The sequence below is a fragment of the Sphingobium sp. LMA1-1-1.1 genome, from assembly GCF_040676365.1.
Taxonomy (GTDB): domain Bacteria; phylum Pseudomonadota; class Alphaproteobacteria; order Sphingomonadales; family Sphingomonadaceae; genus Sphingobium.
The window spans coordinates 109875-134586 of record NZ_JBEGHS010000073.1; the positions used below are offsets into that span (position 1 = coordinate 109875).

Sequence of the window (24712 nt, forward strand, 5' to 3'; positions counted from 1 at the left end):
GGTCACTATCTGGCGCAAAAGCCCCTGAAAATCAGGCATATCTTGCCTTCACCCCGCTGTGGCAGCATAGTTCGACCATAATTCGACGCGGCGCCAAGCCGTGCGGCAAAGGAGAGGGAGCATCATCATGAAGAAGAGCCTTTGGCTGATTTCTGCCGGTGCCATGGCATTGGGCAGCAGCGTTCCGGTCGCATGGGCGCAGGACAGCGGAACAGCGGTCGATCCGGAAAGCGTCAACATCATCGTCACGGCAACGCGGCGCGCCAGTCCGCTGTCCGACGTGCCGATCGCCGTGTCGGCGGTGACCGCGCAGGCGATGCAGAATAGCGGCGCGACGGATATTCGCGCGCTCAACCAACTGGCTCCTTCGCTGCTGCTGTCTTCCACCGGGACGGAGGCCAATGCCTCGGCGCGCATCCGCGGCATTGGCACGGTCGGCGACAATCCCGGTCTGGAGAGCTCCGTCGCGGTGTTCATCGACGGCGTCTACCGATCGCGCACCGGCGCCGGCCTCAACGAACTGGGCGAGATCGAACGGGTCGAGGTGTTGCGCGGACCGCAGGGCACGCTGTTCGGCCGCAACGCCTCCGCCGGCCTCATCAACATCATCAGCAAGGCGCCGGAGTTCAAGCTCGCAGGCAAGGCCGAAATCACCTATGGCAATTATGACTATTGGCGGCTGGCGGGCCGCATCACCGGGCCGGTCAGCGACCAGTTGGCGCTGAGCCTGGACGGGGTGTGGTCGAAGCGGGACGGTTTCTACGACCTGGTGAACGCCAGCGGCGCCAAGGTGGGCGAGACCAACGATCGCGATCGTTATTTCCTGCGCGGGCAGGCATTGTTCGAGCCGAATGACGCGCTCTCCATCCGCCTGATCGGAGATTATACCCATCGCGATGAAAGCTGCTGCGGTGCGGCCTATATCGAAACGCGGGAACGCCGCCCGGTTGCCGGAGGGGGCTACAGCACGGCACCCTTCAACCGGATCGCGGCTATATTGGCGGGACAGGGCAGCACATTCCCCGTCGATCCCTATGACCGCAACCTCCACATCACGGCTGGCCGCGATTATGTGAGCAAGCTCAAGGATTGGGGCATTTCGGGCGAGATCAACTATGATCTGGGCGGCGCCAAGCTGACCAGCATCACCGCCTATCGCAACTATAAGAGCCAGGATTACGGCGATTACGACTATAGCGGGGCTGACCTGCTCTACCGCGATCCCAACACCTATCGCCAGTTCCGTACCTTCACCCAGGAAGTGCGGGCGCAGGGATCTGCCTTTGGCGAGGTGCTCGACTGGTTGGTGGGCGGCTATTACGCCCATGAGAAGCTGGCGCTGGAAGATAATATCCGCTTCGGTGCGGACTATGGGCGTTTCGCGGCCTGCCGTCTGATGGCGGGGGCGAGCGTCAACAGCAACCTGACCGCCGCGCAGCTCGGCGCTTGCGGCAGCGGCCTGGCGACACAGGCGCTGATTAGCGGTACGCAGGCGCAGTTGAATGCAGGTTTGACTCCGGCGGTGGGCGCGACGCAGGCGAGCATCATTTCCACCGGTCTCGGCAATGGATTGCGGGCCTTGGCGGCGATTCCGTCGGGGACCGGGGATGTCGCTTCGCTCTATCATCAGAAGAGCGAGAATTGGGCGCTGTTCACCCATAATATCGTGCATATCACCCGGCAGCTCGATCTGACTCTGGGTCTGCGTTACACCCATGAAAGCAAGCGTTTCTCAGCCGATTTCAACAATAATAATGCGACCTGCGCGGCGTTGCAGGCCTCCGGGCTGTCGAGCATCGCCACGAATCCGCTGCTTCGCAACACCTCGGCCGGTACGCTGGCGGGCGGTATTTTGACATTGGGCTGCCTGGGCAACGGCTCCACCGGGCTGAACGCGCTCGACCTCAACGACAAAATCACCGATGGGGAGTTTTCCGGCACCGCTGTCCTGTCATGGAAGCCGATCGACGAACTGCTGGTCTATGGCAGCTATTCCAAGGGCTACAAGGCGGGCGGATATAATCTCGATCGCTTCCAGCTTGGATCGACCGGCCTGAATCCGGTCCCGGCCGTATTCGCGCCGCGCACCAACACCGATGTGACCAGCCTGCGCTTCGCGGCCGAAAAGGTCGACGCGTTTGAAGTGGGCCTGAAATATAGCCAGCCCAAATGGAGCGCGAACATCGCCGCCTTCCGGCAGGAGTTCAAGAATTTTCAGTTGAACACCTTCAACGGCACCAGCTTCGTCGTGCAGAACATCAATGGCTGCGATGGCGCGTTGACGGCGGCGCGGACCTGCGCCAGCGGCGATGTCGGGCCGGGTCTGATCAGCCAGGGCGTGGAGCTGGAACTGTCGGCTACGCCGGTGCGGAACGTGCGCCTGTCGGGGGGATTCACCTATGCCCGCGCCAAATTCGCCAACCGACTGGTCGGCAGCGGCGACGGAACGGTACCCCTGGATCCGGCGCTGTTCCTGTTGCCGGGATCGATCAACTCCCAGGCGCCTGAAGCGGTGACGACGGTCAGCGCGTCCTGGACGCCGCCGCTTGGCTCAAACGGCCTGTCGGCGCTCTTCTACGTCGACGGGCGCATGAGCAGCGACTTCAACACCGGGTCCGACCTGTTCCCGGAAAAGCGGCAGGACGGCTATGCGGTATTCAACGCCCGCGTCGGCATTCGCGGGCCGCAGCAGCGCTGGGCGGTGGAATTCTGGGGTCAGAACATCTTCAACCAGGATTATACCCAGGTCGCCTTCAGCAGCCCGCTCCAGTCGAGCAGCCCGTCCACCTCGACTACGGGCCAGTTCGCTCTGGGCGCACCGATGGCGAACCAGTTGATCTCCGCCTATCTGGCCGAACCCCGCACCTATGGCGTCACCCTTCGCGGGAGTTTCTGATCATGCCCCTGCCGCTCCCCGGTGTCGGGCGAGCGGCAGGGCGCTCCCCGAACAGGGCTGTGCCGATGCGGATGTGCGTTGCGCCCAGCATGATCGCGGTTTCATAATCGCCCGACATGCCCATGGAGAGCTGCTCCAGCCCTTCCTCCCGCGCCATCTTGGCGAGCAGGGCGAAAAAGGGCGCGGGCTCCCCCTCGGCGGGGGGCACGCACATCAGTCCCAACAGCGGAATGTTCGCCTCCCGCGCCAGCCGGATCAGCGCCGGTACGTCGGCGATCGGACAACCGCCCTTTTGCGGTTCCGCACCGATATTGACCTGGATGAAACAGGGCACGCGCTTGTCCGCCGCATCCATGGCCTTGGCCAGCGCCGTCAGCAGCGATGGCCGGTCAAGCGAATGGATGACGTCGAACAGCGCGACGGCATCGGCCGCCTTGTTTGACTGAAGCTGACCCACCAGGTGCAGTTGAAGGCCTTCATGCTCTTCGTAAAGCGCCGGCCATTTGCCTTCCGCTTCCTGCACGCGATTTTCCCCGAAGACCCGCTGGCCCGCCGTGATCAGCGGGCGGATGGCGTCTGCCGCCTGCGTCTTGGACACGGCGATCAGGGTGATGTCCTCGGCGGTACGCCCGGTAAGGCGGGCGGCGCGGCCCATGGCGTCACCTATACCGGCCAATCGGTTTGCGGCGAGCTGTTCCGCGGCTTCAATGCTGTCGGTCGTCATGGCGGCTGCTATAGGCGATGGCCATGCAGCGCCGCCACCGTAAAAAACTGCCGATGATCTGGTTGATGACCGACGAACGGGTTGAGGAGACCGCCTTGCTGGCGGCTGTCGCCCGCCTGCCGAAGGGCCGGGCGGGAATCATATTCCGGCACTATCGCACCATCGTATCACGGCGCCGGGCCTTGTTCGACCGGATCGCCCGGATCGCCCGTAGCCGGCGACTGGTGCTGATGCTGGGCGGCACGGCGATACAGGCGCAGGCCTGGGACGCCGATGGCTGGCATGGACGTGACCGGCGGCGGGTGGCAAAGCCGCTCCTCCACAGTAGACCGGTGCATGATCGGCGGGAGATGGTGCAAGCGGCACATTTTTCGGCGGATTTCATCCTTCTCTCGCCACTTTTCCCGACGCGCTCCCACCCCGGCTCACCCATATTGGGGCGAAAGGGATTCGCGGCTCTGGCCCGACTGGCCCCCATGCCTGTGATCGCCCTGGGTGGAGTGCGCGCGGCACATCAAGGGATGTTGATGGGCATCGGTGCATCCGGCTGGGCGGCGATCGACGGCCTGTCGCTTTGACAACCGTGAAAGCGCACTCAAGCCAATGGAGGAATGCAGTCGTGACCGGCGATCTTCGTCCCTTCAGTCTGTACGCATCGCCTCCGCCACCAATGCTTCCGCTTCGATCAGCAGGGCGTCCTCCACCTCATGCTGCGCGACCTGCTCGCGTCCGATGAGGATCAGCACTGGGACAGCAAGCGGGCTTACCCGGTCGAGATCGACATGCAGCATGGTGGCCGAAGCGCGGTCGATCAGGTCGCCCAATCGGCCCACATCGGTCATCCGCGCCCGCGCATCGGCCCAAGCGGCCTTCAACAGCAGATGGTCGGGCTGATATTTGCGCAGCACGTCGTAGATGAGGTCGGTCGAGAAAGTGACCTGCCGCCCCGTCTTGCGCTTGCCGGGGTGCTGGCGTTCGATCAGGCCGGCAATGACGGCCACGTCCCGAAAGGCGCGCTTGAGCAGGCTGGATTGTTCCACCCACTCGATGAATTCATGATCGAGGATGTCGGCTGAAAACAGGCTTTGCGGATCCGTGATCGGCTTCAACCCATAGACGGCGAGCGCATAGTCGTTGGAGACGAAGCCCATGGGCATCAAACCTTGCGCATCCATGCGGCGCGTCAGCAGCATGCCCAGCGACTGGTGCGCGTTCCAGCCCTCGAAACTGTAGCAGACCAGATAGTGGCGGCCCTCATGCGGGAAGGTCTCGACCAGCAATTGTCCCGGTTCCGGCAAGGCAGAGCGATATTTCTGAACTTCCAGCCATTCGCGCACATCGTCGGGAAAGCGCGACCATTGGCCCGGTTCGGCCAGGAAGTGGCGCACCCGGTCGGCCAGTCGTGTGGACATGGCCATGCGGGTGCCGCCCCAGCTGGGGATTCGCGCCCGCTTCGACGTGGCGCGGACGATAAGGTCGGCGTTGTCCATGCGCACCACCTCCAGCGCCGTCCCGGAAAAGAAGAAGCAGTCGCCGGGGCTCAGGGTGGCGGCGAAGCCTTCCTCTACCGTGCCGAGCTTGCGCCCATTGGCGAAGCGGACGGCCAGCGCGGGCTGGTCGACGATGATGCCGGCGTTGAGGCGGTGCTGCTGGATGAAGCGGGGATGGGAGACGCGCCACAGGCCGTCGGGACCGAGCGTCAGCCGCTTGAAGCGGTCATAGGCGCGCAGGGCATAGCCGCCGCCCTCGATGAAATGAAGGACATTGGCGAAGGCTTCCTCCGTCAACGCACTATAGGGCGTGGCCGATCGCACTTCCGCCAGCAACTCTTCCGCGCGGAACGGCGCGGCGCAGGCAAGGCCCATCACATGCTGGGCAAGGACATCGAGGCTGCCCGGACGAAAATCGTCGGCGTCTCGTTCGCCCGACTCCACCGCATCCAGAGCGGCGCGGGCTTCCAGATATTCGAAGCGGTTGCCGGGAATGAGTATGGCTTCCGACGCCATGTCGAGACGGTGATTGGCCCGGCCGATGCGCTGGAGCAGGCGCGAACTGCCCTTCGGCGCGCCCATCTGGATGACACAATCCACATTGCCCCAATCGACGCCCAGATCGAGCGAGGCCGTGGCGACGAGCGCGCGCAGCTTGCCGGCTGCCATCGCTGCCTCCACCTTGCGCCGCGCCTCGATGGAAAGGCTGCCATGATGAATGGCGATGGGCAGGTTCGCCTCGTTCACCGACCAGAGTTCCTGGAAGATCAGTTCCGCCAGGCCGCGAGTGTTGCAGAAGACCAATGTCGTGGCGCGGCGCTCGATCTCTTCCATCACCTGCCGTGCGGCATATTTGCCGGAATGACCGGACCAGGGAATGCGTCCTTCGGGAATGAGGATGGTGACATGGGGGTCGGCGCCCGCTTCGCCCATGACCGGGGTGACGGCGCCAATATCGCCATCGGGCGCCAGCCAGGCCCGATAGGCATCGACATCCGCGACGGTGGCGGACAGCGCGACGCGGCGAAGGCCGGGATTGATGCTCTGGAGGCGGGAGAGGGAAAGGTTGAGGATGTCACCCCGCTTCTGGGTGGCGAAGGCGTGAACCTCATCGATGATGACCGTCTTCAGGTTGGCGAACATGAGGAAGCTGTCGGGATAGCTCAGCAGCAGCGAAAGCGACTCCGGCGTAGTGAGCAGGATCTGCGGCGGGCGGGCGCGCTGGCGTGCCTTGCGGTCGGACGGCGTGTCGCCCGTGCGGGTCTCCACGCGGATTGGCAGGCCCATCTCCTCTATGGGCGTCAGGAGATTGCGGCGCACATCCACCGCCAATGCCTTGAGCGGCGAGACATAGAGGGTATGGAGACCCTCCGTCGGATTCTCGATTAGGTCGGAAAGGGTCGGCAGGAAACCGGCCAGCGTCTTGCCCGCGCCGGTAGGCGCCACCAGCAGCGCGTGAGCGCCCGAGCGGGCCGCAGTCAGCATGTCGAGCTGGTGGCGGCGGGGCGTCCACCCTCGTGCGGCGAACCATCGCTCCAGCGGTTCGGACAGGCGTTGGTTCATGAGGAACATGTAGGATGGGAACACAGGAACGTCATCCCGTTCAACGCGGCCTTGCCGTGAACGCTCCCCTGCTCCCCCTTTGCCGAGCATCATGTGGCCCGTAATTTAAGTTTGGTTCCATGAAATAATCTAACAAATCGGCTCTGGCTCCCCACCCCCGAAAGGCGTTACACTCCTCCTCATCACAGCGGCGCAGCAGATGCCGCAGACATGCAGGAGATCATCGATGACCGGCGAAACCGAAGCCGACCTCACTGGGGCGGAACCTACCCATAACCGCCGCCGACCCAAGCAACCGATCATGGAGATCGAGGGTCGCAAACTGAAGCCCGCAACCTTGATGATGGGCCATGGCTATGATCCGACCCTGTCCGAGGGCTCGCTGAAGCCGCCGATCTTCTTGACGTCCACCTTCGCCTTCGAAAGCGCGGCGGCCGGCAAGCGGCATTTTGAAGGTGTAACGGGAATCCGACCCGGTGGCGCCGAGGGTCTCGTCTATTCGCGCTTCAATGGGCCGAATCAGGAAATTGCCGAGGACCGGCTGTCGGTCTGGGAAGAGGCGGAGGATGCCCTGCTGTTTTCCAGCGGCATGTCCGCGATCGCGACCACCCTGCTTGCGCTGGTGCAGCCGGGCGATGTGATCGTGCATTCCGCACCGCTCTATGCCGCGACCGAATCGCTGATCGGCCGCATCCTCGGCAAATTCGGCGTGCAGTGGCTGGACTTTCCGGCGGGCGCGACGGAGGAGGAGATCGGCGCGGTGATCGAGAGGGCCAGGGCGTTGGGCCGCGTGGCGCTGATCTATCTGGAAAGTCCGGCCAACCCGACCAATGTTCTCGTCGATCTGGAGGCGGTAGTTGCGCGGCGCGACTTTTCCTTCGCAGGCGAAGAATATCGCCCGCCCATCGCCATCGACAACACATTTCTGGGGCCGCTCTGGCTGCATCCGCTGAGCCATGGTGCCGATCTCGTCATCTACAGCCTCACCAAATATGCGGGCGGGCATAGCGATCTGGTCGCCGGCGGCGTGCTGGGGTCCAATGCGCTGATCAATATGATCCGGTTGATGCGGAACACCATCGGCACGATCCTGGACCCGCATTCGGCCTGGATGTTGCTGCGCAGCCTTGAGACGCTGGAACTGCGCATGGGCCGGGCGGGCGAGAATGCGGCGAAGGTCTGCGCCTGGCTGAAGGACCAGCCCCAGGTGGAGAAGGTCGTCTATCTCGGCTTCCCGGAAACGGAACGGCAGGCGGACATTTATCGCCGGCACTGCACGGGAGCGGGATCGACCTTCTCGCTCTATCTGAAAGGGGGCGAGGCGGAGGCCTTTGCTTTCCTGGATGCGCTCAAGATCGCGAAGCTCGCCGTCAGCCTGGGCGGAACCGAAACGCTGGCCAGTCATCCGGCGGCCATGACGCATCTCTCCGTGCCCGCCGAAAGGAAGAAGGCGCTGGGGATTGGTGACAATATGGTGCGCATCTCCATAGGCTGCGAGGATGCGGACGACCTGATCGCGGATTTCGCGCAGGCTTTGCGGGCGGTGGAGGGGATCGGCGGATGACGGCCACGCCGTTGATCCTGGTGGGGCAGCCGCTGTTGGCGCCGCTGCTGGATGCGCTTTCCCCCCGCTATGAGGCCTTGGCCCTGTGGGAGGAGAGCGGGCGGGCGCGGCTGGCGGAAGCCGAAGTGCTGGTGACGGCGGGTGAATACCGGCTTGACCCCGCGATGCTGGAGCAGATGGCGGCGCTGCGGCTGATTGCCTGCTTCACCGTGGGCTATGACGGGGTCGACCTTGATTGGGCGCGGGCGCGAGGCGTGGCCGTCACCCACGGGGCGGACGCCAATGCGGCCGATGTGGCGGATCATGCCCTGGGCCTGATCCTTGCGCACAGGCGGCAGATACTGGCGGGTGACCGGCAGGTGCGTTCGGGTCAATGGACGGCGGGGACGAAGAGGCTCACCCGATCGATGGGGGGCGCGCGGATCGGGATCGTCGGCATGGGCAGCATCGGCATCGCCCTGGCAGAGCGAGCCGACCTGTTGCGTATGCAGGTGGGTTGGTGGGGCCCGCGGGAGAAGCCGCAACTGCCCTGGCCAAGGGCGGAGAACCTGAAGGTGCTCGCTCGCGACAGTGACGTCATGGTGATCACCGCCAGGGCGACGGAAAAAAATCGCGGGATGATCGATGCGGGCGTGATGGATGCATTGGGGCCGCACGGGCTGCTGGTGAATGTCGCGCGCGGACAGTTGGTGGATGAGGATGCGTTGATCGCGGCGCTGGGCGATGGACGGCTTGGCGGCGCGGCGCTGGACGTGTTCGAGAGAGAACCCACGCCGGCAGCGCGCTGGGCCGAATTGCCCAATGTCGTGCTGACGCCGCATATGGGCGGCGCTACCCGCGAGGCGGTCGGGCGCATGACGGATTTGCTGCTGGCGAACCTTGCCGCGCTTTTTTCGGGGGAGCCGCTGGTTTCACCCGTCCTGGAGGCGCAGCGATAATCGAGGCGCCCGTGGTTTCCCTTATGCCCAGTCCACCCGCTTCCACCCCCGTTCCGCCGCCAGTTTCGCCAGCGGCTTATGGGGGTTGGAGGCGATGGCCAAGTCAGCGAACTCCAGCATCGGCGCATCGGAGACGTGATCGGAATAGGCGCGGATATGCGCCTGCGTGCGGTCGATCGCCTCGGCTGCCATCCACGCCTTGATCATCCGCAGCTTGCCCGTGTCATAGCAATTCTCGCCTGCGATCCTGGCGCGGACATAGCGCAGATCCTGGCTCAGATGATCGGTCGCGATCACCGCGTCGAACCCCAGCCTGCGGGCGATCGGTTCGACATAAAGGCGATAGGAGGCCGTGGCCAGCACCAGCCGATACCCATCCGCCCTGTCCTTCGCGATCTGCGCCAGGGCACCGGCACGGACATTATGCGCGATCACCTTCGCCGCATAGCTTTCCACATGGGGCATCAGCCGGGCACGCTCGACATTGGGGCCGATCATCAGCGCCTGGTTCAGTTCCTTCAGCCGCTGGCGCGTGATCAGTTTCAGAACATAGGCCAGCATCAGCAGGATCACGGCTGGAAACAAGGCCAGACGCCAGGGCGCCATGCGTTTGGCGACATGAAGCAGAAAGCCGGTATAGGTGCCGCTGAACGTCACCGTCCGGTCCATATCGTAGATTGCAAGCCTGTGCGTCATGCCATGTCCGAAACTTTTTAGGGCGTCCCTTCGTTTGACCGTGCGGATGGGCCGTTTCGGCTTGCCGTGCAACCGATAATGGACCACATCTCCGCCTTGATGAACAAAGCCGCTGATCTTGCCCAGGAAGTCCGCGACGGCGAGACGGTCATTCGGCTTTCGGGCAATCTGTCCATTGCCTGTCTTCACCATCTGCCCGAGCGGCTGGATGCCGTGGAGGGGCCGGTCGACATCATCGACCTGTCCGACGTGGAGCATATGGACACGATCGGCGCCTGGATATTGTACCGCACGATCAAGCGCTGGAACTGCAGGATCACAGGCGACAGGTGCGATGCGGAAAGGCTGATCGCGGCGGTCGGCCGCGTCGACGAGCCGGTAAACATCCGACCGGATTATGTGCCGCCCTGGCAGCGGGTCGTGGGCCAGATCGGCGAGGCTGTGGTCAATGCCGGCAGCACCCTGCTCGGCCTGCTCGGCTTTTTCGGCGGCACGCTGGTCGCGACCTGGAACGTCATCCGTCATCCCAGACGCTTCCGCATCAATGCGGTGGTCCAGCGTTTCGAGGTGGTCGGCGTCTCGGCGCTGGGCATCATCGGCCTCATGAGCTTCCTGATCGGCATCGTCATTGCCCAGCAGGGCTCGGTACAGCTTCGCCAGTTCGGCATGGAGATGCTGACGATCAACCTGGTCGGTCGCCTCACCTTCCGCGAACTCGGCGTGCTGATGACGGCGATCATGGTCGCGGGCCGTTCCGGCTCAGCCTTCGCCGCGCAATTGGGGACGATGAAGCTCACCGAGGAAGTGGACGCCATGCGGACCATCGGCGTGTCGCCCATGGAGGCGCTGGTGCTGCCGCGGACCCTCGCCGTCGTGGTAATGATGCCGCTTCTGGGTTTCTATTCGTCCATCGTCGCCATCATCGGCGGCGGCTTCCTCTGTGCGGTGTCGCTCGACATTCCGCCCATCACCTTTGTCCAGCGCCTGCGGGAGGTGGTGCCGATCCACGACCTGTGGGTGGGCCTGATCAAGGCGCCCGTCTTCGGGGTCATCATCGCGCTTGCGGGCTGTTTCCAGGGCATGCAGGTAAAGGGCAATGCCGAGGAAGTGGGTCTGCGCACGACAGCGGCAGTGGTACAGGCGATCTTCCTCGTCATCGTTCTCGACTCCTTCTTCGCTGTCTTCTTCACCTGGGTAGGCTGGAACTGATGACGCCCGAAGAAGCGATAAGCGCGGAAGAAGAGCGGGTCGAAAAGGCGCTGGAGCGTGACGACATCGCCATATCGGTCCGCAATCTCCGCAACAGCTTCGGCGATCAGGTCGTGCATGAGGGGCTGAACCTCGACGTGCGCAAGGGCGAGATATTGGGCGTGGTCGGCGGATCGGGCACGGGTAAGTCGGTGTTGATGCGATCCATCATCGGCCTCCAGACGCCTGACGAGGGCGAGGTGCATGTTTTCGGCGAATCCATGATCGGTCGGCTGGATGACGAAGCCCTGGCCATCCGCAAGCGCTGGGGCGTGCTTTTTCAGGGTGGCGCGCTGTTCTCCACGCTGACCGTGGCGGAAAATGTCGAGGTGCCGATTCGCGAATATTATCCGAATATCGGTGCAACGCTCCGGGACGAGATTGCCGCCTACAAGATTCGCATGACCGGCCTGCCGGCTGAGGCCGGCCCCAAATATCCCGCCGAGCTATCGGGCGGCATGAAGAAGCGCGCCGGTCTGGCCCGAGCCCTGGCGCTGGACCCGGATCTGCTGTTCCTCGACGAACCCACCGCCGGGCTGGACCCGATCGGCGCCGCGGCGTTCGATAATCAGACGCGAAAATTGCAGCAGACGCTGGGACTTACGGTCTTCCTCATTACCCATGATCTCGACACGCTCTATTCGATCTGTGACCGGGTAGCGGTGCTGGCCGACAGGAAGGTGACGGCGGTCGGCACCATCGACGAACTGCTGGCCACCGATCACCCGTGGATCCAGGAATATTTCAACGGCCCGCGCGGGCGCGCCGCGACGGCGGCGGTTGCCCGCGAAAAGGACAAGAGGCGATAGGATATGGAAACCCGCTCCAACCATGTGCTGGTGGGCACGGTCACGCTGCTGCTGCTGGCGGCGATCATGATCGCGGCTTTCTGGTTCTCGCGCCTCTCCCAGGGCGACAATATGGAATATGACATCTTCTTCAAACAGTCGGTGAACGGCCTCGCAAAGGGATCGAGCGTCAATTATTCCGGCGTCCCCTCCGGACAGGTGGAGAAGATCGAACTGTGGAAGCGTGATCCCGGCTTCGTGAAGGTGCGCATTTCGGTGAAGGAAGGGACGCCGGTCCTGCAGGGGACGACCGCGACCATTGCCGGGGTGGGCTTTACCGGCGTGTCGGAAATCGTGCTGGACGGTGCGGTCAAGGGCGCGCGGCCGATCACCTGCCCGGCAGAAAACCCCCTCGCCTCCTGCCCCGACGGCGTGCCGGTGATCCCGACCAAGCCGGGAGCGCTCGGCGAACTGCTCAACAATGCGCCGCAATTGCTCGAGCGGCTATCGACCCTGACCGAGCGGCTGACGGAATTGCTGAACGACAAGAACCAGCAATCGATCGCCAGCATCCTGGCCAATGTGGAGCGGATTTCCGGCTCGCTGGCTGATCGCAGCCCGGAAATCGCGGCGACCCTTGCCGAAGCCCGGATTGCCGTGCAGCGCACCGGTATAGCGGCCGAGCAGATCGGCAAGCTGGCCGCGTCTACTGACGCCATGGTGAATGATGAGGGCCGCCCGCTGCTGGCAGATCTGCGCAAGAGCATCCAGTCCGCGACGCACAGCATCGACACACTCGACAAGACCATTGCAGAGGCGCAGCCGGGCGTTCGCGCCTTCAGCAATCAGACCATGCCGGAGGTGAACCAGCTCGTTCGCGATCTGCGCGAAATGTCGCGCTCCTTCCGGGGCGTGGCCGAAAAACTGGATCAGCAGGGTGCGGGATCGATCGTCGGATCGCCCAAATTGCCCGATTACAAGCGATAAGAGGGACATGATGATGTTTCACAGGAAACTTGGCCTGATGCCGGTGGCCCTCGGTGCTCTCATGCTGGCCGGTTGCGTGTCCTTCGGCGGCAAGCCGCCGGAGCGGCTGCTGTCGCTGAACGCCGCCCAGAAGGTGGCGCCGGGTACGCTGCGCAGCGCGTCTTCGGCCGCGGCCATCACCGTGGCCGATCCCGAAGCGCCCAAGATGCTGGACACGGTGCGTGTTCCGGTGATCACCTCGCCTACGTCGGTCGCCTATGTGACCAAGGTGCAATGGGCCGACACGCCGCGCCATCTGTTCCAGAAGCTGCTGGCCGAGACCATCGCCGCGACGAGCAATCGCATCGTGCTCGACCCCGGCCAATATTCCGCCGATGCCGGGCAGCGATTGATGGGCGAACTGGTCGATTTCGGCGTGGATGAGGCGAGCAACAGCGCGGTTGTGACCTATGACGCCATGCTGACCGGACCGGGTGGCACGGCCATCGCCAAGCAGCGCTTCACCGCAACGGCCCCGGTCGGGGGCAAGATAGACGCGAACAGCGTCGGAGCACCCCTCAATGCCGCTGCCAACAAGGTCGCGGCCGATGTCGCGGCCTGGCTGGAGGCTTCGGGGCGGTAGGGATCTCCGTTACTCCAGGCTCTTGCTGACCTGTTCCGTCACGTCCTTTGAGAGGCCGGGTTGGAGCAGGATACGCTGCAATTCCGCCCGCATGAGCGCCGCACGTCCTTCATCGAAGCGCTTCCAGCGCCCCAGCGGCGGCACCAGGCGCGCGGCGGTCTGTGGATTGAGCTTGTCGAGCGCGATGATGCAGTCCGCGATCAAGCGGTAGCCCTTGCCCGAACGGTGGTGAAAGGCCCATTGGTTGCCCGCGAAGGCACCATAAAGCGCCCTTACCCGGTTGGGATTGGTCAGGGTGAAGTCCCTGTGCCTGCCCAGTTCCTCGACCAGGTCGACCGTGTCCGGATGGAAGGCGAAGGCCTGCGTCTGGAACCATTTGTCGAGCGTCAGCGCATCATCGCGGTAGCGGTTGTAGAAGATGTCGAGCGCTGCTTCCCGTTCCGCGCTGGTGCCGTTCGCCAATGTCGCGAGCGCCGCCTGCCGTTCGGTCATGTTGTCGGCCTCGCTGAACTGGCCGAAGGCGACAGCCGGACCATCCGTCGCACCGGAAGCCGCCAGATAGAGAAGAGCCGTGTTACGCAGCTTCCTCGCGCCCTTGGCGGTTGACGACAGGGCGAAGGCATTGGCCTTGGTCCTGGCGTGAATGTCGCGCCAGAGCGGCTCCAGTTCGGTACCTATGCGCCTTTGCAGCGCATCGCGCGCGACGTGGATCGCGTCGGGATTGACCACCGCCATCTGGTCGCCCAGATAGGCTTCGCTTGGGAGGCGGATCGCCTCCGCGACGAAGGCTGGGTCCAGCAGCGGGTCGTCGGCGGTGTTGCGGATCGCGGCGATCACCGCCTCTTCATCGACCGCCTGCCCGCCAATGCGGCCGACCAGCACATTGACCATCAATTGCTGCATGGCCTCGTACCGGGCGAAGGGATCGTCGTCATGAGCAGACAGGAAGGCAAGATCGGCCTGGCTGCGGTTGGTTTCGACAATGACCGGCGCGGAAAAGCCGCGATTGATGGACAGGATCGGCGCTGTCGCCCAGTCCTCGAAAGTGAAGCTCTGGCGCGTCTCCCTCAGCATCAGCAGCTCGTCACCCCGATTCCTGCCGGTTTCCGGGTCGAAAAGGGCGGTGCGGAGAGGGATGGCCATGGGCCGCTTTTCGGGCTGCCCTGGAGTCGGTGGAACCGTTTGTTCGAGCAGCAAGGTTACGGTCTGGGCAGCGGGATCATGGTGGAGCAAGGCGCGGACATGCGGCGTGCCGGCCTGCTGATACCAGAGGCGGAACTGGCTGAGGTCGATCTCACCCCCCTCCTCCATAGCCAGGACGAAATCCTCGCAGGTTGCGGCTTCCCCGTCATGCCGGTTGAAGTAGAGGTCGGTTCCGGCACGAAAACGCTCCGGCCCCAGCATCAGCGCCATCATGCGGATCAGTTCCGCGCCCTTGTTGTAGATGGTCGCAGTGTAGAAGTTGCTGATTTCCATGTAGGATTCTGGCCGAACCGGATGGGCGAGCGGTCCGCTGTCCTCCTGGAACTGCGCGGCGCGCAGGATACGGACGTCCTCGATCCGCTTGACCGCATGCGACCCCATGTCGGCGGAGAAATTCTGGTCGCGAAAGACGGTGAAGCCTTCCTTCAGGCTGAGCTGGAACCAGTCGCGGCACGTGACGCGATTGCCCGACCAGTTGTGGAAATATTCATGCGCCACAACGCCTTCCACACCATCATAGTCGATGTCGGTCGCGGTTTCCGGATCGGCCAATATGTAACGCGAATTGAAAATGTTGAGGCCCTTGTTCTCCATCGCGCCGAAGTTGAAATCGGCTACGGCGACGATGTTGAACACATCCAGATCATATTCCCGGCCATAGACCCGCTCGTCCCATGCCATGCTGTTCTTGAGCGCCTGCATGGCATGGGCGGTGCGGGGCAGGTCGGCTTCCCTGACCCAGATGCCCAGTTGTACCTCCCGCCCGCTCATCGTGATGAAATGGTCGGCATTGCAGGCCAGGTCGCCCGCGACCAGCGCGAACAGGTAGCAGGGTTTTGGAAAGGGATCGTTCCAGCGCGCCCAGTGCCGGCCATCGGGCAGTTCCCCCTGCTCCACCGGATCGCCATTGGCGAGCAGAACCGGATAAAGCGTCTTGTCCGCTGCCATTCGCACCGAATAGCGCGACAGAATATCGGGCCGATCAGGAAAGAAGGTGATGCGCCGGAAACCCTCGGCCTCGCATTGGGTGCAAAGCAGGCCGCCGCTGGCGTAAAGCCCCATCAGCTTGCTGTTGTCCTGGGGAGCGATCTCCACGAACGTTTCAACGATATGGGAGGGGCCGGAAAGTGCGATGACCAGCGCTCCGCCGTCCAGGGACCACTGGTCGGTCGCAAGAACCGCGCCGTCGACCCTGATTTCAAGCGGCAGGAGGCCGTCGCCATCCAATTTCAGCGGCTGGTCGTGATCGCCGTTCCGCGTGACCGACAATGTCGCATGGACGCGCGTGGACGCGGCATCCAGGTCGAAATCCAGCGCGATTTCAGGCACCAGCCAGTCCGGCGGCCGATAGTCCTCACGACGGGTGACATGGGCTATTGTGAGAGAGGATGAATTGTCTGCCATGCGATCAGGCTAGGCAGTTGAAGGCGAAAAGGCCAGTGGCCGCCGCAGCTAAATGCGGCTGCGCACCGGTTCTTTTTGCCGGGCTGTCAGATGCGCTCGCCCGAGAGGCGCTGACATAGCATGTCCAGTTGGTCGAGCGTGGAATAATGCAGCGAGAGTATGCCGCTGCCGCCCTGCGCATGGTCTATATCGACCTTTATGCCCAATATGTCGGCGAGATGCTGTTCCAGCGCCGCGATGTCCGGATCATTTTCCTTGATGGCGACGCCACGCCTGCGGCCGGGGGCGTCATCGCCCTTCTTCGCGCGGCGGACGAGTTGTTCGGTATCGCGAACGGACAGGCCCCTGGTTTCAACGGTACGCGCGAGATTTTCGCAATCGGGAGCGCCGATGAGCGCGCGGGCATGGCCCATGCTGAGCTTCTGTTCGATCACCTGTTGCTGGACGGGCCGGGGCAGATCCAGCAGGCGCATCAGATTTGCGACATGGCTGCGCGACTTGCCGACCAGGCGCCCGAGCGCTTCCTGGCTGTGCTGGAACTCGGCGATCAGCTTGCGATAGGCCTCCGCTTCCTCGATGGGGTTCAGGTCTTCGCGCTGGATATTCTCGATCAGCGCGATTTCCAGCGTCTCGGCTTCGTCGAAATCGCGCACAATGGCGGGGATGCGATGAAGCTGCGCGCGCTGCGCGGCGCGCCACCGGCGTTCCCCCGCGACGATCTGAAAGCCGCCGCCATGAGGACGGACGATGATCGGTTGAATCACGCCGCGCTTGCCGATGCTTTCGGCCAGCTCCTGCAACGCCCCTTCGTCGAAATGGCGACGGGGCTGTTCCGGATGCGGCTGTATCAGCGCCACTTCAATGCTCTGGATCGCCTTGGTTGAGGGCGGAATCGCAGAGGTCGGCGCGACAGGCTCTTCCCGCGCCACATCGCCGAGCAGGGCGGACAGTCCACGACCAAGACCATGGGGACGCTTCGCCGACTTCATTGCATTGTCGTTATTCAAGCAGCAACCTCCTGCCGGGGCAGGCGCGCGATCAATTCACGCGCCAGACGCATATAGGCTTCCGATCCCGAACAGCGGAAATCGTAGATCAACGCCGGTACGCCATGGCTGGGCGCCTCCGACAATCGGACATTGCGCGGGATGACCGTGGAAAATACCAGATCGCCAAGGCATGCCCGCACATCGTCGGCCACCTGATCCGTCAGGCGATTGCGTCGGTCATACATGGTGAGCGCAACGCCCATGATGGACAGGCCGGGATTGAAACGACCGCGAATGCGTTCCACTGTCTGGAGAAGCTGGGACAGTCCCTCCAAAGCGAAGAATTCACATTGCAACGGGACGAGCAGCGATTGCGCCGCGACCATCGCGTTGATGGTCAGCAGGCCGAGCGACGGCGGGCAATCGATCAGGCAGATGTCCCAGCGGCCTGGTTGTGCTTCTGTGAGCACCCGTTCCAGGCGATGCGTCCGCTCCTCATATTCGATCAATTCGATTTCCGCGCCGGAAAGATCCTGTGTGGCAGGGACGATGTCGAGCTTCGGCACGCGGGTGCTGATAATCGCATCTTCCAGCGCGCAATTGCCGACCAGCAGGTCGTAGCTGGATTGGACACGATCGGCCTGATTGACGCCAAGCCCGGTCGATGCATTGCCCTGAGGATCAAGGTCGACCAGCAGGACCCGCAGTCCAGTAGCGGCCAGCCCGGTGGCCAGATTGATGGCGGTGGTGGTCTTCCCGACGCCCCCCTTCTGATTGGCTATCGCAATGCAGATCATCCTCGGGCTTTCCTCCTGGCGGATCGGATCGCCTGCGCGACGATGATGGCACTATCGGCATCGGTCACGCTGCGTTCCACGTGAAACACACCTTGCCATGATCGAGTCGCGGCCTCCAGTTCATTCTGCGCATTTCGTCCTTTTGGCAGCACCCATATCGTTTTTTCGTCAGCCAGATGTGCCGCCGAGTCGATAAGTTTGGGCAAGGGCGCATAGGCACGGGCGCTGATGACCGCTGCCGTCATGGGCGGCACGGCTTCCACGCGGCCGCCCAAGACGCTCGCATTCGGAAGATCGAGGGCCCGGATGACCGAATTGAGGAAGTCGATCCGCTTGCGCCGCGATTCCACCATCTGGACGGGAGTCTGGGAAAGGATGGCGACGACAATGCCGGGCAGGCCGGCGCCCGACCCCAGGTCGACCCACGGACCCTGCCAGTTCCCGGCGAGCGGAATCAATTGTGCTGAGTCAGCTATATGGCGGGACCAGATCTGGAGGCGGGTCGATTCAGCAATCAGATTCTGCTGTCCCATCTCTTCCAGGAGGATGGCCACATAGCGTTCTAAGCGCTCCCATGTTTCACGTGAAACATCGAAACGCACTTGCAGCCATTGCCGTGCTTCCTCTTCCGTCACGCGGCGCGCCGCCTGACATGAACAAGAACAGCGGCCAGGGCCGCAGGCGTGATCCCGCGGATACGCCCGGCAGCGGCCAGCGTATCCGGGCGGGCAAGGTTGAGCCGCTCGATCATTTCCGTCGACAAGCCGCCGATGGAGGCGAAATCAAAATCAGCCGGGATGGCCACTCGTTCATTGCGCCGCATTTCCGCTATCTCAGCCTTCTGCCTTTCGAGATAGGGCGCGTAATGCGCGTCCTCCAATATCTCGTCGCGCAGGTCAGGCGCTATTTGGGACAGAGCGGGCGCGAGATCGAAAAGCAGAGGGCGCCCGACTTCCGGAAAACGCGCCCATTCGAACAAGGTCCGGCGCGCGCCATCCTGCCGCACCGCCGCGCCGGACTTCGCCATCTCCGTTGCCGAAAAGGAACGGCTCAGTTCCTCGTTCACCGAGGCACGATCTTGGTCGCGCTGGGTATAATGGGCTGTGCGTTCCGGCCCCAGAACGGAATAGCGGAACCCGATTTTCGACAGCCGGGTTCCCGCATTGTCGGCGCGCAGCCGCAGGCGATATTCGGCCCGGGCGGTCAGCATGCGATAGGGCTCGGTGACGCCTTGCAGGACGAGATCGTCGATCATCACGCCGATATAACTGCTTGCCCGATCAAGGATGAGCGGTTCATCCGCCATTGCCTTGGCTGCGGCATTGATCCCGGCAATCAGTCCTTGCGCCGCTGCTTCCTCATATCCGGTCGTGCCGTTGATCTGCCCCGCGCAGAAGAGACCTGAAATGGCGCGAACTTCCAAGGTTGCGTCCAGCGCGCGCGGATCAATATGGTCATATTCCACGGCATAGCCCGGCACCACGATCTCGGCCCTTTCCAATCCGATCATGGATCTTACCATTTCCAGCTGCACATCGGCGGGCAACGAAGTGCTGATGCCGTTGGGATAGACGAGATGATCGTCGAGTCCTTCCGGCTCAAGGAATATCTGATGCCCGTCCCGATCGCCGAAGCGGGTCACCTTATCCTCGATGGAGGGGCAATAGCGTGGACCCCGCCCCTCGATCGCTCCGCTGAACAGGGGCGAGCGACCCAGACCGTCCCGGATGATCGCGTGCGTCCGGTCATTGGTGCGCGTGATCGCGCAACTGAGTTGCGGCAATGTGCGGGATGCCGACAGGGCCGACATGGTCCAACCTTCGCCATCCGATGGCTGCGCTTCCAGCCGGGCCCAATCGATGGTCCGGCCATCCAGCCGTGGCGGCGTGCCTGTCTTCAGCCTTCCGATTGGCAGGTCCAGGGCGCGAAGCTGAACTCCCAAGGCCGTTGCCGCCCTCTCCCCCGTGCGGCCGCCGGTCAGCGCCTCTTCACCACGGAATAATTTGCCGCCCAGAAATGTGCCGGTCGCGAGCACGACTGTGGGGGCATGAAGCGCGCTTCCATCGGCGAGGCTGAGGCCCGCAATCGCGCCCATGGTCAGCAGCAGTCCGACTGCCTCACCCTCGACAATATGAAGTCCCGGCTGAGCGGCGAGCAATCGATGAATTTCGGCGCGATAGCGCTTGCGGTCCGCCTGGATGCGCGGGCCCTGGACTGCTGCGCCTTTGCTGCTGTTGAGCATGCGATAGTGGATCGCGGCGGCGTCAGCAGCGCGGGCGATCAGCCCGTCCAGCGCATCGACCTCTCGCACCAGATGGCCTTTGCCGAGGCCCCCGATGGCGGGGTTGCAGGACATGGCGCCGACCGTGGCCTTGTCAAAGGTCAGCAGGGCGACGGACGCGCCCTTTCGCGCCGCAGCGCTTGCCGCTTCGCAGCCCGCATGGCCGCCGCCGACCACGATCACGTCATAGCTTGTTCGCATGCGCGCCCCTTAACAGAATTGGGGCGCTCCGGTCAAAACTGTTCCACGTGGAACATGGCTATTTTCCGATGCAGAAGCCGGCGAATAGGCGGTCAAGCATGTCTTCGGTGCTTGCCCGCCCCGTGAGCTGGTCAATGGCCGTGCGCGCCTGCCGCAATTCCTCCGCCACGATCAGCAGATCACCCGATCCGCACGCCTGCGTCAGATGCGCATGCAACAACGCCGCTGCGTCGCGCTGTCGCCGATGCAGTGCGTAATCGCCTTCACCCGGCAAGAGAGCGGCGGCGCGGTCCAGCAAAATGGATATCAGATCTTCCATCCCCTCCCCCGTCACAGCCGAAAGCTCAAGGCCAGGGCGATCTTCCCCCTTGGTCCGATCGCATTGGGCGGCGATCACTATCGCATCTGGCCGAGGGATATCCGCTGCCGGACCTAGCCATAGAATGATGTCGGCCGCCGCCAGCGCGTCACGCGCGCGGTCCATGCCGATGGCCTCTATGGCGTCGCTGGTGTGATCGCGCAGGCCCGCCGTATCAGTGAAGAGAAAGGCGCTGCCGCCCAGGGCAGCAGGCACCTCGATCCGGTCACGCGTGGTTCCCGCGACGTCGGAAACAATGGCGGCCTCGCGCCCTACAAGGCGGTTGAGCAGGGTCGATTTCCCTGCATTGGGTGGGCCGGCCAGAACCACGCGAACGCCGTCGCGCAATCTTTCCGCAGAGGGGGATGCGAGCACGACTTCGACGTCCGATGCCAAATTACTGATATCGCGGCGGATTTGCAGGTCGATATTCTCTTCCGGGACATCATCTTCGTCGGAAAAATCAAGCGCCGCTTCGGTCATTGCGGAAAGGTTCAGCAATGTCTGTCGCCAGCCCTCCACATGCTGCGAAAAATGACCTTCCGCCATCAGGAGAGCCGTCCGCCGCTGCTGCTGCGTCTCTGCCGCGAGGAGGTCAGCGAGGCCCTCCACGGCATTCAGGTCCATGCGGCCATTGGTGAAGGCCCGCCGCGTGAACTCCCCCGCTTCGGCGCGGCGCAATGTTGCCAGGGAGCCCAGTGCGTCCTCCACGGCCGCGATGACGGCGCGGCCGCCGTGGCAATGCAATTCGGCCAGATCTTCTCCGGTAGCGGTGTTCGGCCCCGGAAACCACAGCGTCAGCGCCCGGTCGAGCAATGCGCCGTCGCGCGGGTCGTGGAGGGAGGATAGGCGTGCCCTTCTGGGCGGCGGCAACTGGCCGGCGATGCTCTGCAGTGCCTGTCCCGCCGCAGGGCCGCTGATGCGGATGACGCCGATGCCCGCGGGCGGAGCGCCGCTGGACAGGGCATAGATGGTGTCAGTCACAGGCGCCGTCGCAGATTGGTCAGCCGGACTTCTTGTCGCCATTCTGACCGGCCATTCCTGACAGGCCAATGTCCATCATCTGCTTGAACAGGCGCATGCCGGCATCGCCAAGTGGCGAAAAGCTTTTGAACAGCGTCTCCATCTGCTCGACATTCGCTACGCCATCGAAACTGTCCAGCATCGTCTTCACATATTTCTCGTGAATGGGGGTCACATCCGGCAGCCCCAGGAAAGCCCGAGCCTCCGCAGGAGTGCAGTCGACATCAACGCTCACCTTCATATCTTTCTACCTTTTGCTGCGGCCGCCCTTTACAACGCCTCATGCCGCAACAAGGGCGCGCAACGCAAATTTTTTGACGGCAGAGGTGGTTGCGCTTCGCCCTGCAAGCGCCATTATGGCGGCCAGGAACGAATTGGAAGGATTTTCCCATGGCAGCATTCACACCCGTTTCCACGCTGGAGGGCGACGCCCGGTTCGATGTCTATGTTGCCCGGCCGGAAGGAACGCCCAAAGCCGCAATCGTGGTGATCCAGGAGATTTTCGGCGTGAATGAAGGCATTCGCCGCAAATGCGATAGCTGGGCAGCGGCTGGCTATCTCGCTTTGGCGCCCGACCTGTTTTGGCGGGAGGAGCCGCATATCGAACTCGACGCCGATATTCCGGAGGATCTTCAGGCGGCCTTTGGCCTTTTCCAGAAATTCGACCAGAATCAAGGCATTCGGGACATTGAGGCGACGATCAAGGTCGCCCGCGCGGAACTGGGACAGGATGCCAAGGTCGGTCTGGTCGGCTATTGCCTGGGCGGACGGTTGGCGTTCATGTCGGCCTGCCGTACGGACGGCGACGCCTTTGTCGCTTATTATGGCGTCGGCATTGACGGGTTGCTGAATGAACAGCATGCCATAGGCAAGCCGGTGCTGATGCATATCCCCACTGCCGACGGCTTTGTCCCGCCCGAGGTCCAGCAGAAGATGCACGAAGGGCTGAAGGACAACCGCCATGTGATCCTGCATGATTATGAAGGGCTGGATCATGGTTTCGCTGCCGAAATGGGGGCGCGCCGCAATGAAGCGGCGGCGGAACTGGCCGACGGTCGAACCGCTGATTTCTTCGCCGCTCATCTCTGAATCGGATTCCGGCATGACGCAGGCATGGCGGATGGTGGCGCGCAGCCATGGCGGGCCAGACGTGATCGCGCGGGAGGCGTTCGATCCCGGATTGCCGGGGGAAGGCGAATTGCTGATCGCGCAGGATGCCGTGGGGTTGAACTTCATCGACACCTATTATCGCAGCGGCCTCTATTCCGCGCCGCTGCCAACTCCCCTGGGGGCCGAAGGGGCGGGGCATGTCGCCGCCATCGGCCCCGGGGTGGTCGGCTTTGCCGTCGGGGACAAGGTGGGATGTGCCGTGGGACTGGGCGCCTATGCCACGCATCGCATGGTCAGGGCCGACCAGGCGGTCAGGATCCCGGACGCTGTCACGACGCAGGACGCGGCGGCCATGATGCTGAAGGGCATGACCAGCTGCTTTCTGGCGGAGGACATCCTGCCCCTGCAGCCAGGGCAGTTCGCGCTGGTTCATGCGGCGGCCGGCGGCGTCGGCTCCGTGCTGGTGCCGTGGCTGCGCGACAAGGGCGTGATCGTGATCGCCCATTGCGGTTCGCCGGAAAAGGCGGCGACGGTGGAAGCCGATCGCAGCCTCTCCGGACCCCTTGAAGGCCTGGCGTCCGTCGTGCGGGAGCTTACCGGCGGGCGCGGTGTCGATATTGTCTATGACGGCGTGGGCAAGGATAGCTGGGCGGCGTCCATCGCCTCTCTCAGGCGGCGCGGCATGATGGTCAGCTATGGCAATGCTTCAGGCGCTGTCCCGCCGATCAGCCTGCTGGAACTCAGCCGGGGCGGGTCGCTCTATGTCACGCGGCCTACATTGTATGACTATGTCGCTACGCCCCAGGAGTTGGCGCGAACCGCCGAAAGACTGTTCGACCGCATGGCGCGCGGGGTGGTGAACACCGTCATCGGCCAGCGTTTTGCCCTGGCCGATGCAGCAGAGGCGCACCGCGCGCTGGAGGCGCGGCAAACCAGGGGAAGCACTGTCCTGATCCCATGATGGGACATCACGGCAAGACTAAGCTGTAGGCCGATCTGATCCGGTCAGATCGGCCTGCACTATGCGAACAGCGTCAATATGCCGACCTGATGGTCCACGAAGCCGTCATAGATCATCTTGATCGCGACATAGATGATCACGGCGAGGCCCAGATAGGCGATCCAGCGGAAACGCTCGATATATTTGGCGATGATATTGGCGGCGATGCCCATCAGGGCCACGGAAAGAACAAGCCCGATGATCAGGATGCCCGGATGGTCGCGCGCCGCGCCTGCCACGGCCAGCACATTGTCGAGGCTCATGGAAACGTCCGCGACCGCGACCGCCCAGGCCGCGCCCGCAAAGCTCTTGGCAGGACGCAGGCCGGATATGTCGTCGTCGCTCGTATCGGCGGTGTCGCCGCCCCGTTTCGGGTGCAGTTCCCGCCACATCTTGAACGCGACCCAGAGCAGCAGCAGCCCGCCCGCCAGGATCAGGCCGACGATCTGCATCAGCTGCGTCACCACCAGCGCGAAGCCGATGCGCAGGACCAGCGCGGCGATGATGCCGATCAATATGACCTTCTTGCGCTGTTCCGCAGGGAGGCCCGCCGCCAGCGCGCCGACGACGATCGCATTGTCCCCGGCCAGCAGCACGTCGATCATCAGCACCTGTCCGAACGCCGCCAGCGCGGCGGGCGAGCCGATATTGCTGAAGTCGTTGACGATATGGGCCCAGATATCGGCGGGTGAGCCGATCCCCTGAGCCGCGGCTGCGGCGGTTGCGATTAGGTCGATCATCACGGCCTGACTGTTCCCCTGAAAATAGCGGAGCCGCCAGACCGAAGTCCGACGGCCCCAAAAACATGGCGCTTGAAGCGAAGGCGACCT

At 63.4% G+C, this 24712-nt stretch carries 21 protein-coding genes; 10 read left to right on the plus strand and 11 right to left on the minus strand.

The annotated features are described in order from the left end of the window. Positions 1-127: 127 nt before the first annotated feature. Positions 128-2896 carry a TonB-dependent receptor gene (locus tag MRBLMA1_RS21370; RefSeq protein ID WP_363739727.1) on the plus strand — a complete coding sequence of 923 codons (2769 nt, stop codon included), beginning with the start codon at positions 128-130 and terminating at the stop codon, positions 2894-2896. Here MRBLMA1_RS21370 and MRBLMA1_RS21375 read toward each other — a convergent pair. Then, a complete protein-coding gene (locus MRBLMA1_RS21375; RefSeq protein WP_363739729.1) occupies positions 2874-3620 on the minus strand; it encodes a YggS family pyridoxal phosphate-dependent enzyme in 747 nt (248 codons plus the stop codon). The genes MRBLMA1_RS21370 and MRBLMA1_RS21375 overlap by 23 nt on opposite strands. A 17-nt stretch (positions 3621-3637) precedes the next feature. Here MRBLMA1_RS21375 and MRBLMA1_RS21380 point away from each other — a divergent pair, with 17 nt between their 5' ends. Beyond that, the gene (locus tag MRBLMA1_RS21380; protein WP_363739731.1) at positions 3638-4198 is read left to right on the plus strand and encodes a thiamine phosphate synthase; all 561 of its coding nucleotides are present in this window, start codon (positions 3638-3640) and stop codon (positions 4196-4198) included. A gap of 63 nt (positions 4199-4261) precedes the next feature. Here the strand turns inward: MRBLMA1_RS21380 and MRBLMA1_RS21385 are convergent, their stop codons facing one another. Next, on the minus strand, positions 4262-6673 hold the full coding sequence (locus tag MRBLMA1_RS21385; RefSeq protein WP_363739794.1) for a ligase-associated DNA damage response DEXH box helicase: 2412 nt from the start codon (positions 6671-6673) through the stop codon (positions 4262-4264). 226 nt (positions 6674-6899) lie between these two features. Here MRBLMA1_RS21385 and MRBLMA1_RS21390 point away from each other — a divergent pair, with 226 nt between their 5' ends. Next, complete coding sequence (locus MRBLMA1_RS21390; RefSeq protein WP_363739733.1) at positions 6900-8237, plus strand: cystathionine gamma-synthase family protein; 1338 nt, start codon at positions 6900-6902, stop codon at positions 8235-8237. Next, complete coding sequence (locus MRBLMA1_RS21395) at positions 8234-9175, plus strand: 2-hydroxyacid dehydrogenase (protein ID WP_363739735.1); 942 nt, start codon at positions 8234-8236, stop codon at positions 9173-9175. Before MRBLMA1_RS21390 ends, MRBLMA1_RS21395 begins: the two co-directional genes overlap by 4 nt. A 21-nt stretch (positions 9176-9196) precedes the next feature. On the opposite strand, the gene MRBLMA1_RS21400 is transcribed toward MRBLMA1_RS21395, so the two are convergent. Next, a complete protein-coding gene (locus tag MRBLMA1_RS21400) occupies positions 9197-9871 on the minus strand; it encodes an HAD family hydrolase (RefSeq protein WP_363739736.1) in 675 nt (224 codons plus the stop codon). A 99-nt stretch (positions 9872-9970) separates the two neighbouring features. Between MRBLMA1_RS21400 and MRBLMA1_RS21405 the strand changes: the two genes are divergently transcribed. From MRBLMA1_RS21405 to MRBLMA1_RS21420, 4 genes are read left to right on the plus strand one after another with little or no spacing between them, the layout of a single operon-like run. Then, the gene (locus tag MRBLMA1_RS21405; protein WP_363739796.1) at positions 9971-11080 is read left to right on the plus strand and encodes an MlaE family lipid ABC transporter permease subunit; all 1110 of its coding nucleotides are present in this window, start codon (positions 9971-9973) and stop codon (positions 11078-11080) included. Further along, on the plus strand, positions 11080-11928 hold the full coding sequence (locus MRBLMA1_RS21410; protein WP_363739738.1) for an ABC transporter ATP-binding protein: 849 nt from the start codon (positions 11080-11082) through the stop codon (positions 11926-11928). Before MRBLMA1_RS21405 ends, MRBLMA1_RS21410 begins: the two co-directional genes overlap by 1 nt. 3 nt (positions 11929-11931) lie before the next feature. After that, positions 11932-12894 carry an MlaD family protein gene (locus MRBLMA1_RS21415; RefSeq protein ID WP_363739739.1) on the plus strand — a complete coding sequence of 321 codons (963 nt, stop codon included), beginning with the start codon at positions 11932-11934 and terminating at the stop codon, positions 12892-12894. Between the two features lie 13 nt (positions 12895-12907). Next, the gene (locus MRBLMA1_RS21420; protein WP_363739798.1) at positions 12908-13516 is read left to right on the plus strand and encodes an ABC-type transport auxiliary lipoprotein family protein; all 609 of its coding nucleotides are present in this window, start codon (positions 12908-12910) and stop codon (positions 13514-13516) included. 9 nt (positions 13517-13525) lie between these two features. Here MRBLMA1_RS21420 and pepN read toward each other — a convergent pair whose 3' ends face one another. The 7 genes from pepN to MRBLMA1_RS21455 form a co-directional block, all read right to left on the minus strand. Then, positions 13526-16123, minus strand: a complete 2598-nt coding sequence (gene pepN, locus MRBLMA1_RS21425) for an aminopeptidase N (RefSeq protein ID WP_363739740.1) — start codon at positions 16121-16123, stop codon at positions 13526-13528. A gap of 86 nt (positions 16124-16209) precedes the next feature. Then, positions 16210-17112, minus strand: a complete 903-nt coding sequence (locus tag MRBLMA1_RS21430) for a ParB/RepB/Spo0J family partition protein (protein ID WP_166666441.1) — start codon at positions 17110-17112, stop codon at positions 16210-16212. 14 nt (positions 17113-17126) lie between these two features. Continuing rightward, the gene (locus MRBLMA1_RS21435) at positions 17127-17909 is read right to left on the minus strand and encodes a ParA family protein (protein ID WP_363739742.1); all 783 of its coding nucleotides are present in this window, start codon (positions 17907-17909) and stop codon (positions 17127-17129) included. Continuing rightward, a complete protein-coding gene (gene rsmG, locus MRBLMA1_RS21440; protein WP_363739744.1) occupies positions 17906-18544 on the minus strand; it encodes a 16S rRNA (guanine(527)-N(7))-methyltransferase RsmG in 639 nt (212 codons plus the stop codon). The genes MRBLMA1_RS21435 and rsmG overlap by 4 nt, the downstream gene beginning before the upstream one ends. Further along, on the minus strand, positions 18541-20391 hold the full coding sequence (mnmG, locus tag MRBLMA1_RS21445) for a tRNA uridine-5-carboxymethylaminomethyl(34) synthesis enzyme MnmG (protein WP_363739746.1): 1851 nt from the start codon (positions 20389-20391) through the stop codon (positions 18541-18543). The genes rsmG and mnmG overlap by 4 nt, the downstream gene beginning before the upstream one ends. Positions 20392-20449: 58 nt before the next feature. Beyond that, entirely contained in the window at positions 20450-21733 is a 1284-nt protein-coding gene (mnmE, locus tag MRBLMA1_RS21450) for a tRNA uridine-5-carboxymethylaminomethyl(34) synthesis GTPase MnmE (protein WP_363739748.1), read from the minus strand. 19 nt (positions 21734-21752) lie between these two features. Beyond that, a complete protein-coding gene (locus MRBLMA1_RS21455) occupies positions 21753-22013 on the minus strand; it encodes a DUF6489 family protein (protein WP_133654498.1) in 261 nt (86 codons plus the stop codon). A 149-nt stretch (positions 22014-22162) separates the two neighbouring features. Between MRBLMA1_RS21455 and MRBLMA1_RS21460 the strand changes: the two genes are divergently transcribed. Together MRBLMA1_RS21460 and MRBLMA1_RS21465 are read left to right on the plus strand one after the other, a co-directional pair. Next, on the plus strand, positions 22163-22861 hold the full coding sequence (locus MRBLMA1_RS21460) for a dienelactone hydrolase family protein (RefSeq protein WP_363739750.1): 699 nt from the start codon (positions 22163-22165) through the stop codon (positions 22859-22861). A 13-nt stretch (positions 22862-22874) separates the two neighbouring features. Continuing rightward, a complete protein-coding gene (locus tag MRBLMA1_RS21465; RefSeq protein WP_363739752.1) occupies positions 22875-23843 on the plus strand; it encodes a quinone oxidoreductase family protein in 969 nt (322 codons plus the stop codon). Between the two features lie 59 nt (positions 23844-23902). On the opposite strand, the gene MRBLMA1_RS21470 is transcribed toward MRBLMA1_RS21465, so the two are convergent. Then, positions 23903-24622: a YjbE family putative metal transport protein gene (locus MRBLMA1_RS21470; RefSeq protein WP_363739800.1), complete on the minus strand. Its 720-nt coding sequence runs from the start codon at positions 24620-24622 to the stop codon at positions 23903-23905. Between the last annotated feature and the right edge of the window lie 90 nt (positions 24623-24712).